19 protein-coding genes are annotated in these 17,567 nt (G+C 66.5%); 15 read left to right on the top strand and 4 right to left on the bottom strand.

Annotated features, from left to right (window positions below; translation table 11 throughout):
- Positions 1–275 precede the first annotated feature (275 nt).
- The 8 genes from prfB to N7607_RS01585 all read left to right on the top strand — a co-directional run bounded on the left by prfB (position 276) and on the right by N7607_RS01585 (position 7,489).
- Positions 276–1,371 (top strand): peptide chain release factor 2 gene (gene prfB / locus N7607_RS01620; protein ID WP_279867179.1). Its coding sequence is split into 2 segments (ribosomal slippage): positions 276–347 and positions 349–1,371, totalling 1,095 coding nucleotides; the frame shifts between segments, so codons are not numbered across the junction.
- 63 nt (positions 1,372–1,434) lie between these two features.
- Positions 1,435–2,937, top strand: a complete 1,503-nt coding sequence (gene lysS, locus N7607_RS01615) for a lysine--tRNA ligase (protein ID WP_279867181.1) — start codon at positions 1,435–1,437, stop codon at positions 2,935–2,937.
- A 131-nt stretch (positions 2,938–3,068) separates the two neighbouring features.
- Complete coding sequence (locus tag N7607_RS01610) at positions 3,069–3,782, top strand: TetR family transcriptional regulator (protein ID WP_279867183.1); 714 nt, start codon at positions 3,069–3,071, stop codon at positions 3,780–3,782.
- A gap of 90 nt (positions 3,783–3,872) precedes the next feature.
- Positions 3,873–4,424, top strand: coding sequence for a hypothetical protein (locus N7607_RS01605; RefSeq protein ID WP_279867184.1), 552 nt, complete (start codon positions 3,873–3,875; stop codon positions 4,422–4,424).
- Positions 4,425–4,433: 9 nt separating this feature from the next.
- The gene (locus N7607_RS01600; RefSeq protein WP_279867185.1) at positions 4,434–5,723 is read left to right on the top strand and encodes a flavohemoglobin expression-modulating QEGLA motif protein; all 1,290 of its coding nucleotides are present in this window, start codon (positions 4,434–4,436) and stop codon (positions 5,721–5,723) included.
- A gap of 81 nt (positions 5,724–5,804) precedes the next feature.
- Complete coding sequence (locus N7607_RS01595) at positions 5,805–6,554, top strand: TIGR00266 family protein (protein WP_279867187.1); 750 nt, start codon at positions 5,805–5,807, stop codon at positions 6,552–6,554.
- A 77-nt stretch (positions 6,555–6,631) separates the two neighbouring features.
- Complete coding sequence (locus tag N7607_RS01590) at positions 6,632–6,961, top strand: hypothetical protein (protein WP_279867188.1); 330 nt, start codon at positions 6,632–6,634, stop codon at positions 6,959–6,961.
- Between the two features lie 24 nt (positions 6,962–6,985).
- Positions 6,986–7,489, top strand: coding sequence for an O-acetyl-ADP-ribose deacetylase (locus N7607_RS01585; protein WP_279867189.1), 504 nt, complete (start codon positions 6,986–6,988; stop codon positions 7,487–7,489).
- Between the two features lie 40 nt (positions 7,490–7,529).
- Here the strand turns inward: N7607_RS01585 and N7607_RS01580 are convergent, their stop codons facing one another.
- From N7607_RS01580 to N7607_RS01570, 3 genes are all read right to left on the bottom strand, one after another.
- Complete coding sequence (locus tag N7607_RS01580) at positions 7,530–8,309, bottom strand: OmpA family protein (protein WP_279867191.1); 780 nt, start codon at positions 8,307–8,309, stop codon at positions 7,530–7,532.
- Between the two features lie 17 nt (positions 8,310–8,326).
- Positions 8,327–8,707: a DUF4398 domain-containing protein gene (locus N7607_RS01575; RefSeq protein ID WP_279867193.1), complete on the bottom strand. Its 381-nt coding sequence runs from the start codon at positions 8,705–8,707 to the stop codon at positions 8,327–8,329.
- 193 nt (positions 8,708–8,900) lie between these two features.
- A complete protein-coding gene (locus N7607_RS01570) occupies positions 8,901–9,245 on the bottom strand; it encodes a pilin assembly protein (protein WP_279867194.1) in 345 nt (114 codons plus the stop codon).
- A gap of 192 nt (positions 9,246–9,437) precedes the next feature.
- Here N7607_RS01570 and ppc point away from each other — a divergent pair, with 192 nt between their 5' ends.
- The 7 genes from ppc to N7607_RS01535 all read left to right on the top strand — a co-directional run bounded on the left by ppc (position 9,438) and on the right by N7607_RS01535 (position 16,781).
- Complete coding sequence (gene ppc / locus N7607_RS01565) at positions 9,438–12,074, top strand: phosphoenolpyruvate carboxylase (protein ID WP_279867196.1); 2,637 nt, start codon at positions 9,438–9,440, stop codon at positions 12,072–12,074.
- Positions 12,075–12,234: 160 nt separating this feature from the next.
- Positions 12,235–12,882 (top strand): adenylate kinase, encoded by a 648-nt coding sequence (adk, locus tag N7607_RS01560; protein ID WP_279867197.1) that lies wholly within the window; start codon positions 12,235–12,237, stop codon positions 12,880–12,882.
- Positions 12,883–13,066: 184 nt separating this feature from the next.
- A complete protein-coding gene (gene tsaB / locus N7607_RS01555; protein ID WP_279869436.1) occupies positions 13,067–13,750 on the top strand; it encodes a tRNA (adenosine(37)-N6)-threonylcarbamoyltransferase complex dimerization subunit type 1 TsaB in 684 nt (227 codons plus the stop codon).
- Positions 13,751–13,988: 238 nt separating this feature from the next.
- A complete protein-coding gene (locus N7607_RS01550) occupies positions 13,989–14,336 on the top strand; it encodes a hypothetical protein (protein ID WP_279869434.1) in 348 nt (115 codons plus the stop codon).
- Positions 14,336–15,190, top strand: coding sequence for a DUF72 domain-containing protein (locus tag N7607_RS01545; RefSeq protein WP_279869433.1), 855 nt, complete (start codon positions 14,336–14,338; stop codon positions 15,188–15,190). The genes N7607_RS01550 and N7607_RS01545 overlap by 1 nt, the downstream gene beginning before the upstream one ends.
- Positions 15,191–15,262: 72 nt before the next feature.
- Positions 15,263–16,087 (top strand): isocitrate lyase/phosphoenolpyruvate mutase family protein, encoded by an 825-nt coding sequence (locus N7607_RS01540; RefSeq protein WP_279869432.1) that lies wholly within the window; start codon positions 15,263–15,265, stop codon positions 16,085–16,087.
- A gap of 4 nt (positions 16,088–16,091) precedes the next feature.
- Positions 16,092–16,781, top strand: coding sequence for an extensin family protein (locus tag N7607_RS01535; protein WP_279869431.1), 690 nt, complete (start codon positions 16,092–16,094; stop codon positions 16,779–16,781).
- A 13-nt stretch (positions 16,782–16,794) separates the two neighbouring features.
- On the opposite strand, the gene N7607_RS01530 is transcribed toward N7607_RS01535, so the two are convergent.
- Positions 16,795–17,547, bottom strand: coding sequence for a hypothetical protein (locus N7607_RS01530; RefSeq protein WP_279869430.1), 753 nt, complete (start codon positions 17,545–17,547; stop codon positions 16,795–16,797).
- Positions 17,548–17,567 lie beyond the last annotated feature (20 nt).

Genomic DNA, 17,567 nt, shown 5'->3' with positions numbered 1-17,567 from the left:
GCGAAAGCTCTCTCAGACTGCTCATTTACCGCTTGTAAACTGCGCTTCTTCGCTCACTCTCGCCCCCGTTTGTCTCTAGCTCACTAGATCGTGAGCGGGCGCGGCCCGCCGGTCAGTGCGCGGGCTGCCAGGGCGCGGCGAGTCGGGTATACTCGCCGGCTTTTCAGAAACTTTGCGGTCGCGGCCCCTGCCGTGCCCGGTCGAGCCAGGCGCAACGCCGCTCCGACGGGCCGGAGCCGGTCGTTCTGCGCCTTTGCCCGAGAGTGCTGCCCACCATGGAAATCAATCCGATCCTCAACAGCATCAAGGACCTGTCCGAGCGGACCCTGTCGATTCGGGGGTATCTTTGACTACGATCAGAAGCATGATCGCCTGGTCGAAGTAAACCGCGAGCTGGAAGATGCCAGCGTCTGGAACAAGCCCGAGTACGCACAGAGCCTGGGCCGCGAGCGCGCCATGCTGGCGCAGATCGTCGAAACCATCGATGACCTCACCGGCAGCCTGGCCGATTCCAGGGATCTGCTGGAAATGGCCGCCGAAGAGAACGACGAAGGCGCGGTGAACGACATCATCGCCGAGGTCGAGCGCCTGCGCGAAATCCTCGAGAAGCTGGAATTCCGCCGCATGTTCAGCGGCGAGATGGACCCGAACAACGCCTACCTCGACATCCAGGCCGGCTCCGGCGGTACCGAAGCCCAGGACTGGGCCAATATCCTGCTGCGCATGTACCTGCGCTGGGCCGACAAACGCGGCTTCGATGCCACCATCATCGAGCTGTCGGAAGGCGAAGTCGCCGGCATCAAGGGCGCCACCGTGCACGTCAAGGGCGAGTACGCCTTCGGTTGGCTGCGCACCGAGATCGGCGTGCACCGCCTGGTGCGCAAGAGCCCGTTCGACTCCGGCGCCCGTCGCCATACCTCGTTCTCGGCGGTGTTCGTCTCCCCCGAGATCGACGACAAGGTCGAGATCGAGATCAACCCGTCCGACCTGCGCATCGACACCTACCGCTCCTCCGGCGCCGGCGGTCAGCACGTGAACACCACCGACTCGGCGGTGCGTATCACCCACGTGCCGACCAATACCGTGGTGGCCTGCCAGAACGAACGCTCCCAGCACGCCAACAAGGACACCGCCATGAAGATGCTGCGGGCCAAGTTGTACGAGCTGGAGATGATGAAGCGCAACGCCGCTTCCCAGGCCCTGGAAGACTCCAAGTCGGATATCGGCTGGGGCCACCAGATCCGCTCCTACGTGCTGGATGACTCGCGGATCAAGGATCTGCGGACCGGCGTCGAGCGTAGCGACTGCCAGAAGGTCCTCGATGGCGACCTCGACCAGTACCTCGAGGCCAGCCTCAAGCAAGGCCTGTAATACCTTTCGATTCCGCCCTCGCGCCGAGGGCGGCAACGACACCGTGACGGAAATGACGACGACATGAGCGACCAACAACTCGACCAGCACGAACTGCAACAGGAAGAAAACAAGCTGATTGCCCAGCGCAAAGAGAAGCTTGCCGCCATCCGTGAGCAGGGCAACGCCTTCCCCAATGACTTCCGCCGCGACAACTACTGCGCCGACCTGCAGAAACAGTACGTCGACAAGAGCAAGGAAGAGCTGGAAGCCGCTGCCATTCCGGTCAAGGTTGCCGGGCGCATCATGCTCAACCGCGGCTCGTTCATGGTGATCCAGGACATGACCGGGCGCATCCAGGTCTACGTCAACCGCAAGACCCTGTCGGAAGAAACCCTGGCCGCGGTGAAGACCTGGGACATGGGCGACATCATCTCCGCCGAAGGCACTCTGGCCCGCTCCGGCAAGGGCGACCTGTACGTCGAGATGACCGACGTGCGCCTGCTGACCAAGTCCCTGCGCCCGCTGCCGGACAAGCACCACGGCCTCTCCGACACCGAGCAGCGCTACCGTCAGCGCTACGTTGACCTGATCGTCAACGAAGACGTGCGCCAGACCTTCCGCGTGCGTTCCCAGGTGATCGCCCACATCCGCAGCTTCCTGATGAAACGCGACTTCCTCGAAGTCGAAACGCCGATGCTGCAGACCATTCCCGGCGGCGCCGCGGCCAAGCCGTTCGAGACCCACCACAACGCCTTGGATATGCAGATGTTCCTGCGTATTGCCCCGGAGCTGTATCTCAAGCGCCTGGTGGTCGGTGGTTTCGAGAAGGTCTTCGAGATCAACCGCAACTTCCGTAACGAAGGCGTTTCGACCCGGCACAACCCCGAGTTCACCATGCTCGAGTTCTATCAGGCCTACGCCGACTACGAAGACAACATGGACCTGACCGAGGAGCTGTTCCGCGAGCTGGCCATGGCGGTGCTGGGCACCACCGATGTGCCCTACGGCGACAAGGTGTTCCACTTCGGCGAGCCGTTCGTGCGCCTGTCGGTGTTCGACTCGATCCTCAAGTACAACCCGGACATCACCGCCGCCGACCTCAACGACATCGACAAGGCTCGCGAGATCGCCAAGAAGGCCGGTGCCAAGGTGCTCGGCTTCGAAGGCCTGGGCAAGCTGCAGGTGATGATTTTCGAGGAGCTGGTCGAGCACAAGCTGGAGCAGCCGCACTTCATCACCCGCTACCCGTTCGAAGTCTCGCCGCTGGCCCGTCGCAGCGACGACGACCAGAGCGTCACCGACCGCTTCGAGCTGTTCATCGGTGGCCGCGAGATCGCCAACGCCTATTCCGAGTTGAACGACGCGGAAGACCAGGCCGAGCGCTTCATGCAGCAGGTGGCCGACAAGGACGCCGGTGACGACGAAGCCATGCACTACGACGCCGACTTCGTCCGCGCTCTGGAATACGGCATGCCGCCCACCGCCGGTGAGGGTATCGGGATTGACCGGCTGGTAATGTTGCTGACCAATTCGCCATCCATCCGCGATGTGATCCTGTTCCCGCATATGCGGCCGCAGGCTTGATCGGAGGCTCTGGAACGGGCACCGTCGAGGTGAGAGTGGCACTTGGCCACTTAGCTGTTTGAAACTCAGGGGTCTACCGTCGCGGCAGGCCCCTGTTTTTTATCTTCAGTCAGTGCGAGGAACCATCAGCAGTGAACCTCAGCTCCGCCTCGGAATGCCCGGTCAGACTGGCCGGCGACCTAGCCGAATCCGTGCAGTATCGCGGCCGCAAGGCCAGTCGCCAGGGCAGCGAACAGCGCCGCCTGAGCATTCTCGATGCGGCATTGCGCATTATCGTTCGCGAGGGGCTGCGCGGCGTGCGCCATCGCGCGGTGGCCGCCGAGGCCGGCGTGCCGCTGTCGGCCACCACCTACTACTTCAATGACATCCAGGACCTGATCGCCGACAGCTTCGCGCTGTTCGTCAAACGTAGCTCGGCCAGCCTGGCGACGCTGTGGGCCGGGGTGGACGAGGACTTCCGCCGCATCGCCGCGGCCATCGAGCAGGACCCGGGCGCCCGCCGCGAAATGGTCAGCCATTTCATCGACCTGGCCGTGGCCCATGTCCAGGCCAAGATGCGTGACCACGATGACGAGCTGCTGGTGGAGCTGGCCTTCCGCCAGGAGGCGCTGACCAACGCCGATCTGCGCCCGCTGTTCCTCGCCCACCAGAGCCTGCGTTTCCGCTTCGCCGAGCGCGCGGTGCGGGCCATGGGCTCCACAGCGCCGTTCGAGGACGCGCAGGTGTTGACTACGCTGGTTTTGCGGATGGAATATCATGCCATTGTCGACGGGGTGGAAGACTTCGATCTGGAGGCTCAGCGCGCGGTGCTGCAGCGCTTCCTCGATCTGGTCATCGGGGCTTAACGAGTTGCCCCTACCATGAGGTCCGGCCCCGCCTTGGCGGGGCTTTTCTTTGCGCCATCCGACGACCCAGAACCTCACAAGGAGTGCATGATGAAAGCCTGGCGCGTGGCCCTAGCCACCCTGAGTTGCCTGCTGTTGAGCGGTTGCCTGGTGACCTTCAAGGATCCCATCCCGGCCAACGAGGCGGCGCCCATGCCATTGCTCGGCGACTGGGAGCGCAAGGACGAATGGGGCGACCAGCAGTACCTGAGCATCGCCCGTGCCGGCTCCAACGTGTACAGCGCCAAGGCCTGGGGCGAAGGAGCCGAGGACCAGGTGGCCGAGGAGTACGGCTTCACCGTGGCCCATCATGGTCGCCGCTGGTACATGTCGGCCGGCCTGCCCAAGCGCCTGGGTGCCAACTTCGCCATCGCCGGTTTCGAGCTGACCACCGGCAACGAGCTGGTGATCTACAACCTCGACGTCGAACGCATCCTCCAGGAGATGGAGGGCGGCGCCCTGCAGGGCCAGCCGGTGGAAACTCCCGAGGGCGAGGCGGTGCTGGTCACCAGCCCGCTGGATAAGGTATTCAGCTACCTCGACGACCAGGCCAACGCCGACGTCTTCGTCGAAGTGGCGCGCTACCAGCGCAGTGCCGAATAAGGGGCTGGCATGAGCCGACGCAAGTCGCAGGACGATTACCACGGCATCATCCGCGCCCTGTCCGGGCGCATCGTCGAGGCGCAGACGCCGATCCGCGTGCTCGATGCGATCAAGTGGGACGACAGCATCCGCCAGGGCTTCCTCAAGGCCAAGGGGCGCGAGCTGCCGGCGGTGGACCGGGCCTACTACGAGAGCCGCCCGCTGGCCTTCGACTCCACGGCCAAGAAGCTGGAATTCCAGAACATCGAACGTGACATCACCCGCCAGCTCGGCCAGTTCAACCCGGTCGGGCAGATCATGCGGCGCATGTGCAAGGAGTACCGCATGGTGATCCGCATGCTGGAGGCGCGCGGTACCGCCGACTTCGGCCTGATCTCCCAGGAGCTGTATGGCGCCGCCTCGGACGCCTTCCACGCCGGCGACCCGACCCTGGCCGACCTCGGCGTGATGCTCTCCGGCTACCTGAACAACATCGCCGCTCGCGGCGATCTGGTCGACGAGGCCAAGACGCTGACTGCCAAGGACGCAGTAGCCATCCTGCAGGAGCGCCTGGCCAAGGTGTTCGGCGACGACACCATCCGCGTGTTCGAGTCCGACGGCATAGTCGCCGACGCGGCGGCCGGCGCCGACTACATCAAGGTGCGCGCCGACGCCCTGTTCAACGAGCGCGACGTGCGCGCGCTGGAAGTGCACGAGGGCATGGTGCATGTCGGCACCACGCTCAACGGCCTCAACCAGCCGGTGTGCACCTTCCTGGCCAAAGGCCCGCCCTCGTCGACCGTGACCCAGGAAGGCCTGGCCATCCTGATGGAGGTGATCGCCTTCGCCTCCTACCCGTACCGCCTGCGCAAGCTGACCAACCGCACCCGCGCCATCCACATGGCGGAGGAGGGGGCGGACTTCCTGCAGGTCTACGAGTTCTATCGCGAGCAGGGCTTCACCCTGGAGGAAAGCTACGGCAACGCCAGCCGCGCGTTCCGCGGCTCCACCCCGGATGGCCTGCCGTTCACCAAGGATCTGTCCTACCTCAAGGGCTTCATCCTGATCTACAACTACATCCAGCTCGCCGTGCGCAAAGGCAAGCTGGAGCAGATCCCGCTGCTGTTCTGCGGCAAGACCACCCTGGAAGACATGCGCACCCTGCGCCAGCTGGTGGACGAAGGCCTGGTGGCACCGCCCAAATACCTGCCGCCGCAGTTCCGCGATCTCAACGCGCTGGCGGCCTGGATGTGCTTCTCTAACTTCCTCAACCATCTGAGCCTCGATCGCATCGAAGCGGACTATGCCAATATCCTCTAAGTGCAAGCCGTAGCCCGGATGCAATCCGGGTTGGCCGTTGTCCCGGATTGCATCCGGGCTACCGATCAAGGAACCCTCGCCATGGCCAGCCATAAACTCGACTACGAAATCCTCGGCGCCTCGGCGCAGACCGTGGAGATCATCCTCGACCCGGGCGAGACGGTGATCGCCGAGGCCGGGGTGATGAACTACATGACCGAGGGCATCCGCTTCGAGACGCGCATGGGTGACGGCTCGGCCAGCGGCGTGCTGGGCAAGCTGTGGGGCGTCGGCAAGCGTCTGCTCACTGGCGAGTCGCTGTTCATGACCCACTTCAGCAATCAAGGCAACGGCCAGCACCGGGTCGGCTTCGCCGCGCCCTATCCGGGCACCGTGGTGCCCATCGACCTGAGCCAGGTCGGCGGCAGGCTGATCTGCCAGAAGGACGCCTTCCTCTGCGCCGCCTATGGCACCGAGATCGGCATCAGCTTCAACAAGCGCATCGGCGCCGGCTTCTTCGGCGGCGAAGGATTCATCCTGCAGAAGCTGGAAGGCGACGGCCTGGCCTTCGTGCATGCCGGCGGCACGGTGATTCGCAAGGAGCTGAACAACGAGACCCTGCGCCTGGACACCGGCTGCCTGGTGGCCTTCACCAGCGGCATCGACTACGACATCGGCCTGGCCGGCGGGCTGAAGAGCATGCTGTTCGGCGGCGAGGGCATCCTGCTCGCCACCCTCAAGGGCACCGGTACCGTGTGGGTGCAGAGCCTGCCGTTCTCGCGCCTGGCCGAGCGCATCTACGACGCCACCTTCCGTGCCCGCGAGGAAGTACGCGCCGGCGGCAAGTCGTAGCGGCTGCGACATCCCGCCCGCGCGGTGTGCGCGAGCTGCGGGTAAACTGTGCGCCTTCCGGATCAAGAGCCTTTCCCATGAGCGAAGAACGCAACGCCATTCCCCTGATTCTCACCGGCATCGCCAGCATCATCGGCACCATTGGCGTGCTCTGGTACTACGGCTACGTGCACTTCGCCAAGGAGGAGGACGCCCTGCTGCTGGCCGAGTTCACCATGCTCAAGACGGTCGCCGGCGAGGACTACAAGGTCTCGCTCAAGCCCGCCAATCAGGTGGCCCAGTGCATCGATGGCGTGCTGGTGCTGTTCGATACCCAGCAGAAGGGCCTGACCGGCGTGCTGGTGGACGACAAGAAGCGGGCCGTGCGCTGCATGGGTCAGGAAACCCCGCAGGCGCCGCAGCAGTAGTCGCGGCTGCCGAGGAGGCGAACGATGCAGGTCGAGGTCTTCCACGGCGATATCACCATCCTGGCGCTGGACGCCATCGTCAACGCGGCCAACAGCTCGCTGCTCGGCGGTGGCGGCGTGGATGGTGCCATCCACCGCGCTGCCGGCCCCGACCTGCTCGCAGCCTGCCGCGTACTGGGTGGTTGCCCCACCGGCGAGGCGCGCATCACCCCTGGGTTTCGTCTGCCGGCGCGCTGGGTGATCCACACCGTCGGGCCGGTCTGGCATGGTGGTGAACGTGGCGAGCCGGCGTTGCTGGCCGCCTGCTACCGCAACAGCCTGGCCCTGGCCGATGCCCAGGGCTGTTCCAGCATCGCCTTTCCCGCCATCAGTTGCGGTGTCTATGGCTACCCGCCGGAGGCGGCCGCACGCATCGCAGTGAGCGAACTGCGCCTTCCGCGCCCTGCAGGCAGTAATCTGCGGCGTGCGGTGCTGGTGGCCTTCTCGACTGAAATGGCCGAGTTCTACCGACGTTTGCTGCAGGCATGAAAAAGCCCCGCCTAGGCGGGGCTTTTTCGTTGCGGCACCGTTACAGTCGTACGCGCGGCGCCACCGGACCCTGGCCGTGGGCGATGGTCACTTCCACCCGGCGGTTGAGGGTGCGCGAGTCGGCGGTGGCATTGCTGGCCACCGGGTAGTCCTGACCGAGGCCGTGGGTGGTGATGCGACGCGGGTCGACACCCATGGCCACCAGGGCGCTACGCACCGAGTCGGCACGTGCCTGGGACAGGCGCAGGTTGTGGTCGCGGGTGCCGGTGCTGTCGGTGAAGCCTTCCACTACCACCTGGCGTTCCGGGTTCTGCAGCAGGTAATTACCCAGCTCCTGTACGTTCTGCATACCGGCACTGGTCAGCTGCGCGCGGTCCACCTCGAACAGCACGTCTCCCAGGGTCACCACGGAACCGCGCTCGGTCTCCTGGGCCTGCAGGTGCTGCAGCAGCACGTCGACCTGCTGATTACGTGCGTCCAATTGCGCCTGGGTGCGCTGGGCCGGAGCGGTCTTCAGCGCCTCTTCGGCGTTCTTCTGCAGGATGGTTTCCTTGGCCACGTCGATGCGCCGGTTGGCCTGATAGGCCAGGTGGTCGACCTGCACGCTACCCTGGCCGGACTCGTAGGCCTGGTTGGCGCGGGTCAGCATGTCGCCGGCTTCCTTGGTTTCCACGCTGGCCAGGGTCTGCGCCTGCGGATTGGCCTGCAGCTCGGCGTAGCTGGCGCGAGCCTGCTCCAGGTTGGGATTCGGTTCGTGGGCGCAACCCGCCAGGACCAGGCTCAGGGCGGAAAGGGTGAACAGATGGGTCATACGATTCATATTTCGCTCCTCCTGGGTCACTGCACGATGATCGGGGTGCGCGAGCCTTCTTCACGGATCTGCTGCACACCCTGCTGGGCGTCATGCAGACCGCGTTGCGCCTTGCCGGCCAGTGCGCGGCGCTCGGCAACGCGGGCATCGGCCTCGGCCTGTTCGATCAGGCGGCGGGCCTGCTCGTATTCCTGGCCCTGCATCAGCAGCTGGGCCTGGGTCATCTTGTCCTGCGCCGCCTTCATGTCCGCCGGAGCGTACTCGGGGCCGCCAGCGGCCTCGGCACTCTTGATCACCGCGTTGGCGGAGGCGAGCTGTTCGGTGGGCGGGTTGCCGGCGCAACCGGCCAGCGCCAGGCTGCCACCGATGGCGAGGGTGAGCAGCAGTGTTCTCGAGCTGTTGATCATGGTGATTGGCTCCATGCAGTTCCATTGTCAAAACGAGTTACCTGCCGGATGTCGGCGGATTGGCGAAGAAGCCTTGCCAATCGCTGCCGTTTGCCCCGGCCTAGTGCTGTGACTGCTGCCCGAAAAAGAATGTTCAAGATTTTTCACGCGCATGAAAAAGCCCCCGGAAGGGGGCTTTGGCAGGGCGGGCGACTCAGTGCTGGGTGCCGTCGCTCTGCGCGCTCAGTTGCTGCAGGTACTTGCGCGACAGCGCGAGGAAGCGCGGCGTGGGGCCGATGTCCTCGTACAGCGGGTCGCCCTGTTCATCGGTGGCAACCACCTTGTGGCCCTTGACGTAGGGCAGGCTGGCCTCCAGTTCCTCCAGTGCCGAGCTGATCAGTTCGCCGAGCAGCTCCTCGGCGCTGCGCTTCGGATACATCTCGGACAGCGCCGCCAGGCGCGCCGCCGACTCCAGGTCGAGATGGATGTGGTACTGGCTCTGGGTCAGGCGACCCTTGGCGTTCTGCTCCCAATGGCGGGTGAGTTCTCGGATCTTCATAGGCACCTCGATTGCCCTTTCATGGACGGATAGCGGCCCGGGAACATCCTGTAGGCCGGGCACGGACGCTTGTGACGCCCGCAAGGTTGAGACTAGCTCGCTGGCGTTCGACCGCCGGCAGTTCGTCGTGTGCTTGTAAGAATGGGTCGCCCTGTGCAAGCTGAAGGCTCTATCCCGAGGGAGAGAAGGGTCATGGCAGAGATCGATGCGCGTCTGCGCGAAGAGGTTCACCTGCTCGGCGAGCTGCTCGGCGACACCATCCGCAATCAGCTCGGCGAGGCCTTCCTGGCCAAGATCGAGCTGATCCGCCAGGGCTCCAAGGCCGGGCGCAAGGGCCCTTCGGCCGGCGAGCAACAACTGCGCGAGACCCTCGCCGCGCTTAGCGATGACGAGCTGCTGCCGGTGGCGCGCGCGTTCAACCAGTTCCTCAATCTGGCCAATATCGCCGAGCAGTACCACCGCATCCGCCGTCGTCGCCCTGGCGAGGCTCAGCCCTTCGACGACCGCGTGCTGGCCGAGCTGCTGCAGCGCCTGGTGGCCGGCGGGCACAAGCCGGAGCAGCTGGCGCGCCAGCTCGGTCGGGTGGACATCGAGCTGGTGCTCACCGCGCACCCCACCGAGGTGGCGCGCCGAACCCTGATCCAGAAGTACGACGCGATTGCCGCGCAGCTGGCGGCCCTGGACCACGCCGACCTGTCGGCCGCCGAGCGCGACCAGGCCCAGCTCAAGCTGCGCCGGCTGATCGCCGAGGCCTGGCACACCGAGGAAATCCGCCGCAGCCGGCCCAGCCCGGTGGACGAGGCCAAGTGGGGCTTCGCGGTGATTGAGCATTCCCTGTGGCAGGCGCTGCCGAGCTTCCTGCGCAAGGCCGACCAGGCCCTGCACGACGCCTGCGGCCTGCGCCTGCCGCTGGAGGCGGCGCCGGTGCGCTTCGCCTCCTGGATGGGCGGTGATCGCGACGGCAATCCCAATGTCACCGCCGAAGTCAGCCGCAAGGTGCTGCTGCTGGCGCGCTGGATGGCTGCCGACCTGTATTTGCGCGACGTCGACCGTTTGGCCGCCGAGCTGTCCATGCAGCAGGCCAGCGACGAACTGCGCGTTCGCGTCGGCGTGCATCCCGAGCCCTACCGAGCCCTGCTCAAGCAGCTGCGCGAGCGCCTGCGCGCCACCCGTGCCTGGGCCGAGGCGGCGCTGGACGACGAGGTTGCACCCGGCCCCGAGGTGCTGCACGACAACCGCGAACTGCTGGAGCCGCTGGAGCTCTGCTACCACTCCCTGCACGCCAGCGGCATGGGCGTGATCGCCGAGGGCGAATTGCTCGATTGCCTGCGTCGCGCCGCCTGCTTCGGCCTGTTCCTGGTGCGCCTGGACATCCGCCAGGATGCCGCGCGCCATGCCGCCGCCATGGCCGAGATCACCGACTACCTGGGTCTGGGCAACTACGCCGAGTGGGATGAAGAGCAGCGCCTGGAATTCCTCCTGCGCGAGCTGGACAGCCGACGCCCACTTTTGCCGTCGCACCATCGCCCTTCGGCCGAGACCGCCGAGGTGCTGGCCACCTGCCGGGTGATCGCCGCGGCGCCGGCGGCCTCGCTGGGCACCTACGTCATCTCCATGGCCGGTGCGCCGTCCGATGTGCTGGCGGTGCAACTGCTATTAAAGGAAGCCGGCCTGCAGCGACCGATGCGGGTTGCACCCTTGTTCGAGACCCTGGCCGACCTGGACAACGCCGGCCCGGCCATCGACCGCCTGCTCGGTCTGCACGGCTACCGCGCGCGCCTGCATGGGCCGCAGGAAGTGATGATCGGCTATTCCGACTCGGCCAAGGATGCCGGCACCACGGCGGCCGCCTGGGCCCAGTACCGCGCCCAGGAAACCCTGGTCAGCGTTTGCCGCAAGCACGAGGTGGAGCTGCTGCTGTTCCATGGCCGCGGTGGCACCGTCGGCCGTGGCGGCGGCCCGGCCCATGCGGCGATCCTGTCGCAGCCGCCGGGCTCGGTGTCCGGGCGTTTCCGCACCACCGAGCAGGGCGAGATGATCCGCTTCAAGTTCGGCCTGCCGCAGCTGGCCGAGCAGAACCTCAACCTCTACCTGGCCGCCGTGCTGGAGGCGACCCTGCAGCCACCGCCCGCGCCGGAACCGGCCTGGCGCTCGTCCATGGATCGCCTGGCCGCCGAGGGCGTGGCCGCCTACCGCGCGGTGGTGCGCGAGCATCCGCAGTTCGTCGAGTACTTCCGCCAGGCCACGCCGGAGCAGGAGCTCGGCCGCCTGCCGCTGGGCAGCCGCCCGGCCAAGCGCCGCGCCGGTGGGGTGGAGAGCCTGCGCGCCATCCCGTGGATCTTCGCCTGGACCCAGACCCGCCTGATGCTGCCGGCCTGGCTGGGCTGGGAGCAGGCCCTGGACAAGGCCATTCAGGGCGGCGGCAAGGGGCTGCTGGAGGACATGCGCGAGCACTGGCCGTTCTTTCGCACGCGCATCGACATGCTGGAGATGGTGCTGGCCAAGGCCGACCTGGCGATTGCCGCACTGTATGACGAGCGGCTGGTCGGTTCCGAGTTGCAACCGCTGGGTGCGCAGTTGCGCGACCTATTGTCGCAGTGCCGCTCCGCGGTGCTGGGCCTGACCCATCAGTCGGAGCTGCTCACCCACAGTCCGGAGACCCGTGAGGCGATCACCGTGCGCAACATCTATCTGGACCCGCTGCACCTGCTCCAGGCCGAGCTGCTGGCCCGTTGCAGACTGCGCGAGAACCCGGTGGACAGCCCTCTGGAACAGGCTTTACTGGTGAGTGTCGCGGGTATCGCAGCAGGGTTGCGCAACACCGGCTGAAGCCCCGCCGCCTCCGACTTTCGGTGGCTTGTGCCGCACCGAAGCGCTGTGTATTGTGGCCCTCCTTTTGGCCGCTCAGTGACGCCGAAACCCAAATATTGAGATTGGCCCCACGAGGCGAATCCGACGACTTTCTGTCTTTATTTTGAGGAGCACTTCGATGCGCGTGATTCTGCTGGGGGCGCCCGGTGCCGGCAAAGGTACCCAGGCTGGTTTCATCACCAAGAAGTTCGGTATTCCGCAGATCTCCACCGGCGACATGCTGCGTGCCGCGGTCAAGGCCGGCACCGAACTGGGCCTGCAGGCCAAGAGCATCATGGAAAGCGGCGGTCTGGTCTCCGATGACCTGATCATCAATCTGGTCAAGGAGCGCATCGCTCAGCCGGATTGCGCCAAGGGCTTCCTGTTCGACGGCTTCCCGCGCACCATTCCCCAGGCCGAAGCGCTGAAGGAAGCCGGCGTGACCATCGACAACGTGGTCGAGATCGCCGTCGACGACGAAGAGATCGTCCAGCGCATCGCTGGTCGCCGTGTGCACGAGGCCAGCGGCCGCGTCTATCACCTGGTCTACAACCCGCCGAAGGTGGAAGGCAAGGACGACGAGACCGGCGACGAGTTGGTCCAGCGCAAGGACGACACCGAGGAAACCGTGCGTCATCGCCTGTCCGTCTACCATTCGCAGACCAAGCCGCTGGTGGACTTCTACCAGAAGCTGGCCGCCGCCGAAGGCACCCCGAAGTACAGCGCCATCGCCGGCGTTGGCTCGGTGGATGAGATCACCGCCAAGGTATTCGCCGCCCTCAGCTGATCAGCTGATCGGCTGATCGCTTTAACCAGCGGCCCGCATTGCGGGCCGTTGTGCTTTCTGCGCTAGCAACTTTCTGTGGGAGCGGCCTTGGCCGCGAAGCTCGATTGCCGCCGGTAACCATCGCGGCCAAGGCCGCTCCCACCAGTTATAATCGCCGCCTTTTTCTGCCCCACCGGACATGCCGATGACCACCCTGCTGGCCCTGGATACCGCCACCGAAGCCTGCTCCGTCGCCCTGCTGCATGACGGCAAGGTGCTCAGCCACTACGAAGTGGCGCCACGCCTGCATGCCCAGCGCCTGCTGCCGATGATCCACGACCTGCTCGGCGAGGCCGGGGTGGCCCTGGCCGCGGTGGATGCCATCGCCTTTGGCCGTGGCCCGGGTGCCTTCACCGGCGTGCGCATCGCCATCGGCGTGGTCCAGGGTCTGGCTTTCGCCCTGGACAAGCCGGTGCTGCCGGTTTCCAACCTGGCGGTGCTGGCCCAGCGTGCGCTGCGCGAGCATGGTGCGCGGCAGGTGGCCGCGGCCATCGACGCGCGCATGGACGAGGTGTACTGGGGTTGCTACGCCGCCGAGCAGGGCGAGATGCGCCTGCAGGGCATCGAGGCGGTGCTGGCGCCGGAGCGTGCCGAGCTGCCGCGTGGTGCCAGTGGCGACTGGTTCGCCGCTGGCACCGGCTGGGGCACCTATGGCGCGCGCATTGCCCTGGCGCCGAGTGGCAGCGACAACGCCATGCTGCCGCATGCCCAGGATCTGCTGAGCCTGGCCACCTTCGCCTGGCAGCGCGGCGAGGCACTGCCCGCCGACGAAGCGCAGCCGGTCTACCTGCGCGACAACGTGGCCACACCCAAGGCGCCCAAGCCCTGAGAACCTGTCTCGGATCTCTTGATCGTCGGCCATGCTGCGTTCGGACTGCTCATTTACACTTCGTAAACTCCGCGTCCTCACCCAATTTCGCCTTGCCTGGCTCTAGCTCAAAATATCCGAAACAGATTCTCGGCCTGCCGCTTCGCTGTCACGCCTTCCGTCCGCTGCCGGCCTGAGCAAATTGCCATTTTTCTTTGGCGCCGCTAAATTGCCACCCACGTATTCCGAGCAGTAACTGATGCGTCTCGACGGCCTCTCATCCTCTTATCCGCTGGATCGCAGCTCTCGCCCGGGCAGCGCGGTCACGCCTTTCCGCGAGGCACAGCGCGAGGTCGAGCAACGCCGCGAACAACCCGCTTCGCCGTCCGCCACCCAGGGTTACGAGCAGCTCGCCCAGCCGCGCAAGGTGCAGGCCGGCAACGCCAGCAGCGACAGCCTGCCGGCGCGCTACCAGGACAATGTCAGCCAGCAGCAGCGCGGCTTCAGTGCAAAGGCCAACCAGGCCCTGGCCGCCTATGGCAGCGCCGCCAGCTACACCGAAGACCGCGACGCCAGCGAAGTTCTCGGTCTCGACCTCTACGCCTGATGCTCCCTTACTTCCTCGGCTGCCCGTCGTGGAACGAGCCGGCCTGGCGCGGCAGCTTCTATCCCGCCGATCTGCGTCCCGCCGATACCCTGAGCCACTACGCCGCCACCTTCAATGCGGTGGAGGGCAACACCACCTTCTATGCCCGCCCCGCGGCGCAGACCGTGCAGCGCTGGGCAGAGCAGATGCCGGGGCACTTCCGCTTCTGCGCCAAGCTGCCGCGCGATATCAGCCATAACGGCGATCTGCGCGATCACTTCGCTGCCACGGTGGACTTCCTGCAGCTGCTGGCGCCGCTCGGCGAGCGGGTCGCCCCCTTGTGGTTGCAGCTGCCCGCCAGCTTCGGCCCGTCGCGCCTGGGTGAGCTGCTGGCCTGGCTCGATGAATTTTCTGGCCGCGCCATTGCCGTGGAGCTGCGCCATCCGGCGTTCTTCGCCAGGGAAGAGGACGAGCGCCTGCTCAATCGCAGCCTGCAGGAACGCGGCGTGGAACGCATCTGCCTGGACTCGCGGGCGCTGTTCGCCTGCACCTTGCGCGATGCCGCGGTGTTGCATGCCCAGTCGAAGAAGCCGCGCCTGCCGCCGCGGCCGACGGCCTTCAGCGCCAGCCCGCAGCTGCGTTTCATCGGCGGGCCGGACCTGGAGGCCAACCAGGCGTTCCTCGAACCCTGGCTGGACAAGGTCGCCGCCTGGATCGAACAGGGCCTGACGCCCCACGTGTTCCTGCATACCCCGGACAATCACCTGGCCGCCGCCCAGGCCCTGCGCTTCCATGCCCTGCTGGGCGAGCGCCTGCCCGGCCTGCCGGAGCTGGCGCCGGCGGAACCCGAGGTGGAACAGCTCGGTCTGCTCTGACAGGGGCCAGCCTTTCCGTTCGCCATGCGGGCGGCTAGGGTTGCCACTTCACTCAGCGCAAGGAGCAGCACCATGAGTACCCAGCGAGAGCGTGGCGAAGCCTTTCGGGCTCTGCATCAGGGCGAGGGCCTGCTGGTCCTGCCCAACCCGTGGGACGCCGGCTCGGCGAAGATGCTCGCCCAGCTCGGCTTCCAGGCCCTGGCCACCACCAGCGCGGGCCTGGCCTTCTCCCTGGGGCGGCGCGACGCAGAAGGCGCGGTGAGCCGCGATGAATGCCTGGCCAATGCCCGCGCCATCGTCGAGGCGACGTCTCTGCCGGTGGCCGCCGACCTGGAGAACGGCTACGGCGACGCGCCCGAGCACTGCGCGGAAACCATTCGCCTGGCCGCCGGGGTCGGCCTGGTGGGCGGCTCCATCGAGGACGCTACCGGCCGTGCCGATATGCCGATCTATCCACAGGACCTGGCCGTGGAGCGCATTCGCGCCGCCGTCGCGGCCGCGCGTGCCCTGGACTTCCCCTTCACCCTGGCCGCGCGGGCCGAGAACTTTCTGCACGGCCGCGCCGATCTGAATGACACCATCCGCCGCCTGGTGGCCTATGCCGAGGCCGGTGCCGATGTGCTCTACGCCCCCGGACTGCGCAGCCGCGAGGAGATCAAGGCGGTGGTCGAGGCCGTGGCGCCGCGGCCGGTCAATGTGCTGGTCGGCTCACCCAGCTTGCGCCTTTCCCTGGCCGAACTGATCGAGCTGGGGGTGAAGCGGGTCAGCGTCGGCTCCAACCTGGCGCGGGTCGCCTACGGCGAGTTCTTCTTCGCCGCCGGCGAACTGGCCCGTGGCAGCCTGGCGGCGATGGGCGAGGCCATGCCGTTCGACGAGATCAACGACCTGTTCGGCTGACGGTATGCGCCGGGCGTTCTGCTGGCTGGTGCTGCTGATGCTGCTCGGCACGCCCCTGGCGGTCTATCGCGGCTGGTTGCCCGTGCCGCCGGCGTGGAACCCCTGGACGCCGCTGGACGTACGCCAACCGCCCAACCTGCTGACCGGCTATAAGCTGATGCGCCTGCAGCGCGACCCCGAGCTGTGCCGGCTGGCGCTGGACAGCAGCGTGCTGCGCTACACGGCAGTGGCGGACAGCGAGCCCGCCGCCGGCTGCGCGGTGGAGAATGCGGTGCGGGTGCAGCGCGCCGGCGTGCAGTTCAGCTCGGCGTTCCTCGCCAGCTGCAAGCTGGCCGTGGCCTACGCCCTGTTCGAGGAGCACGGCCTGCAGCCGGCCGCGCGCCAGGCATTCGGCCAGCCGGTGGCGCGCATTGAACATCTGGGCAGCTTCGCCTGCCGCAACATCGGTACCAGTCAGCGGCGCAGCCAGCACGCCAGCGCCAACGCCCTGGATATCGCCGGCTTTCGCCTGAAAGATGGGCGGCGCATCAGCGTGGCCAGGCACTGGGAAGGGGCGGGGCAGGAGGCGCTGTTCCTGCGCCAGGTGCGCGATGCGGCGTGCTCCAGTTTCAATGTCACCCTGGGGCCGGAGTACAACGCCGCCCATCGCGACCACTTTCACCTGGATATGGGATTGTTTCGCCTCTGTCGCTAGCGCTGCGTAACTGCTAGCGGCGCGCCAGCAGCAGGTCGGCGGCCTGGCCGCGGCGACCGTCGGCGAATTCGAACTGGCCGAGCTGGGCGATTTCGTCGTAGGCGCCGAGGGCCTGCTTGACGTCATGGGCCTGCAGCTCGATGGCGGCCACGCCGGCCTGGGACAGGCTCTGGGTGTGTTGCTTGCCGGCGGCGTCGAAGCGCAGCAGGCGCAGGCGTTCGAACACTGCATCCTGGGTATCGATGCGGCCATCGCGGTTGTCGTCGTGCTTGGCCAGCTCGGCGAAGCCATTGGCGGCACCGTTCTGGTCGCCGAACAGCTCGCGACCATCGTCGATGCGGCCATTGCCGTTGTGGTCCAGCGCCAGTAGGGCGTCGTCGCCGCTGGGGGCGCTGATGCTGTCGGTGCGGCCGTCGGCATCCAGGTCGAAGCGCACGGCGTCATCCAGGCCGCGGGTGGTGAAGCCGTTGCTGGCCAGGTCCAGCACCAGCGGGTCGGTCTTCTGCGGTTGCGGGTTGGCGGTCACGTTCAGCTGCAGCTCGCGTTGCTGCAGTACCTGCTGGAAGCTGGCGGCTTGCGCCATGGCTTCCACCGGTGGAGCGTCGGCGGCTGGTTGGCTTGCCTCTGCGGTCTGCGTGGGAGCGGGCTGATCGCCCTTGGGCATCAGGGTGCGGCGCAGGATCTGGTAATCGAGGGAGTCGCGCAGGCCGGCATCCAGCTGTTTGTCCAGCGCGGAGGGGCGGGGCGCGGAGAGACTATCGAACATCATCGAACTCGGTGCGGCCG

The organism is Pseudomonas sp. GD04019, assembly GCF_029837695.1.
Classification (GTDB): Bacteria; Pseudomonadota; Gammaproteobacteria; order Pseudomonadales; family Pseudomonadaceae; genus Aquipseudomonas.
This window is presented reverse-complemented; position numbering and strand designations above follow the sequence as displayed.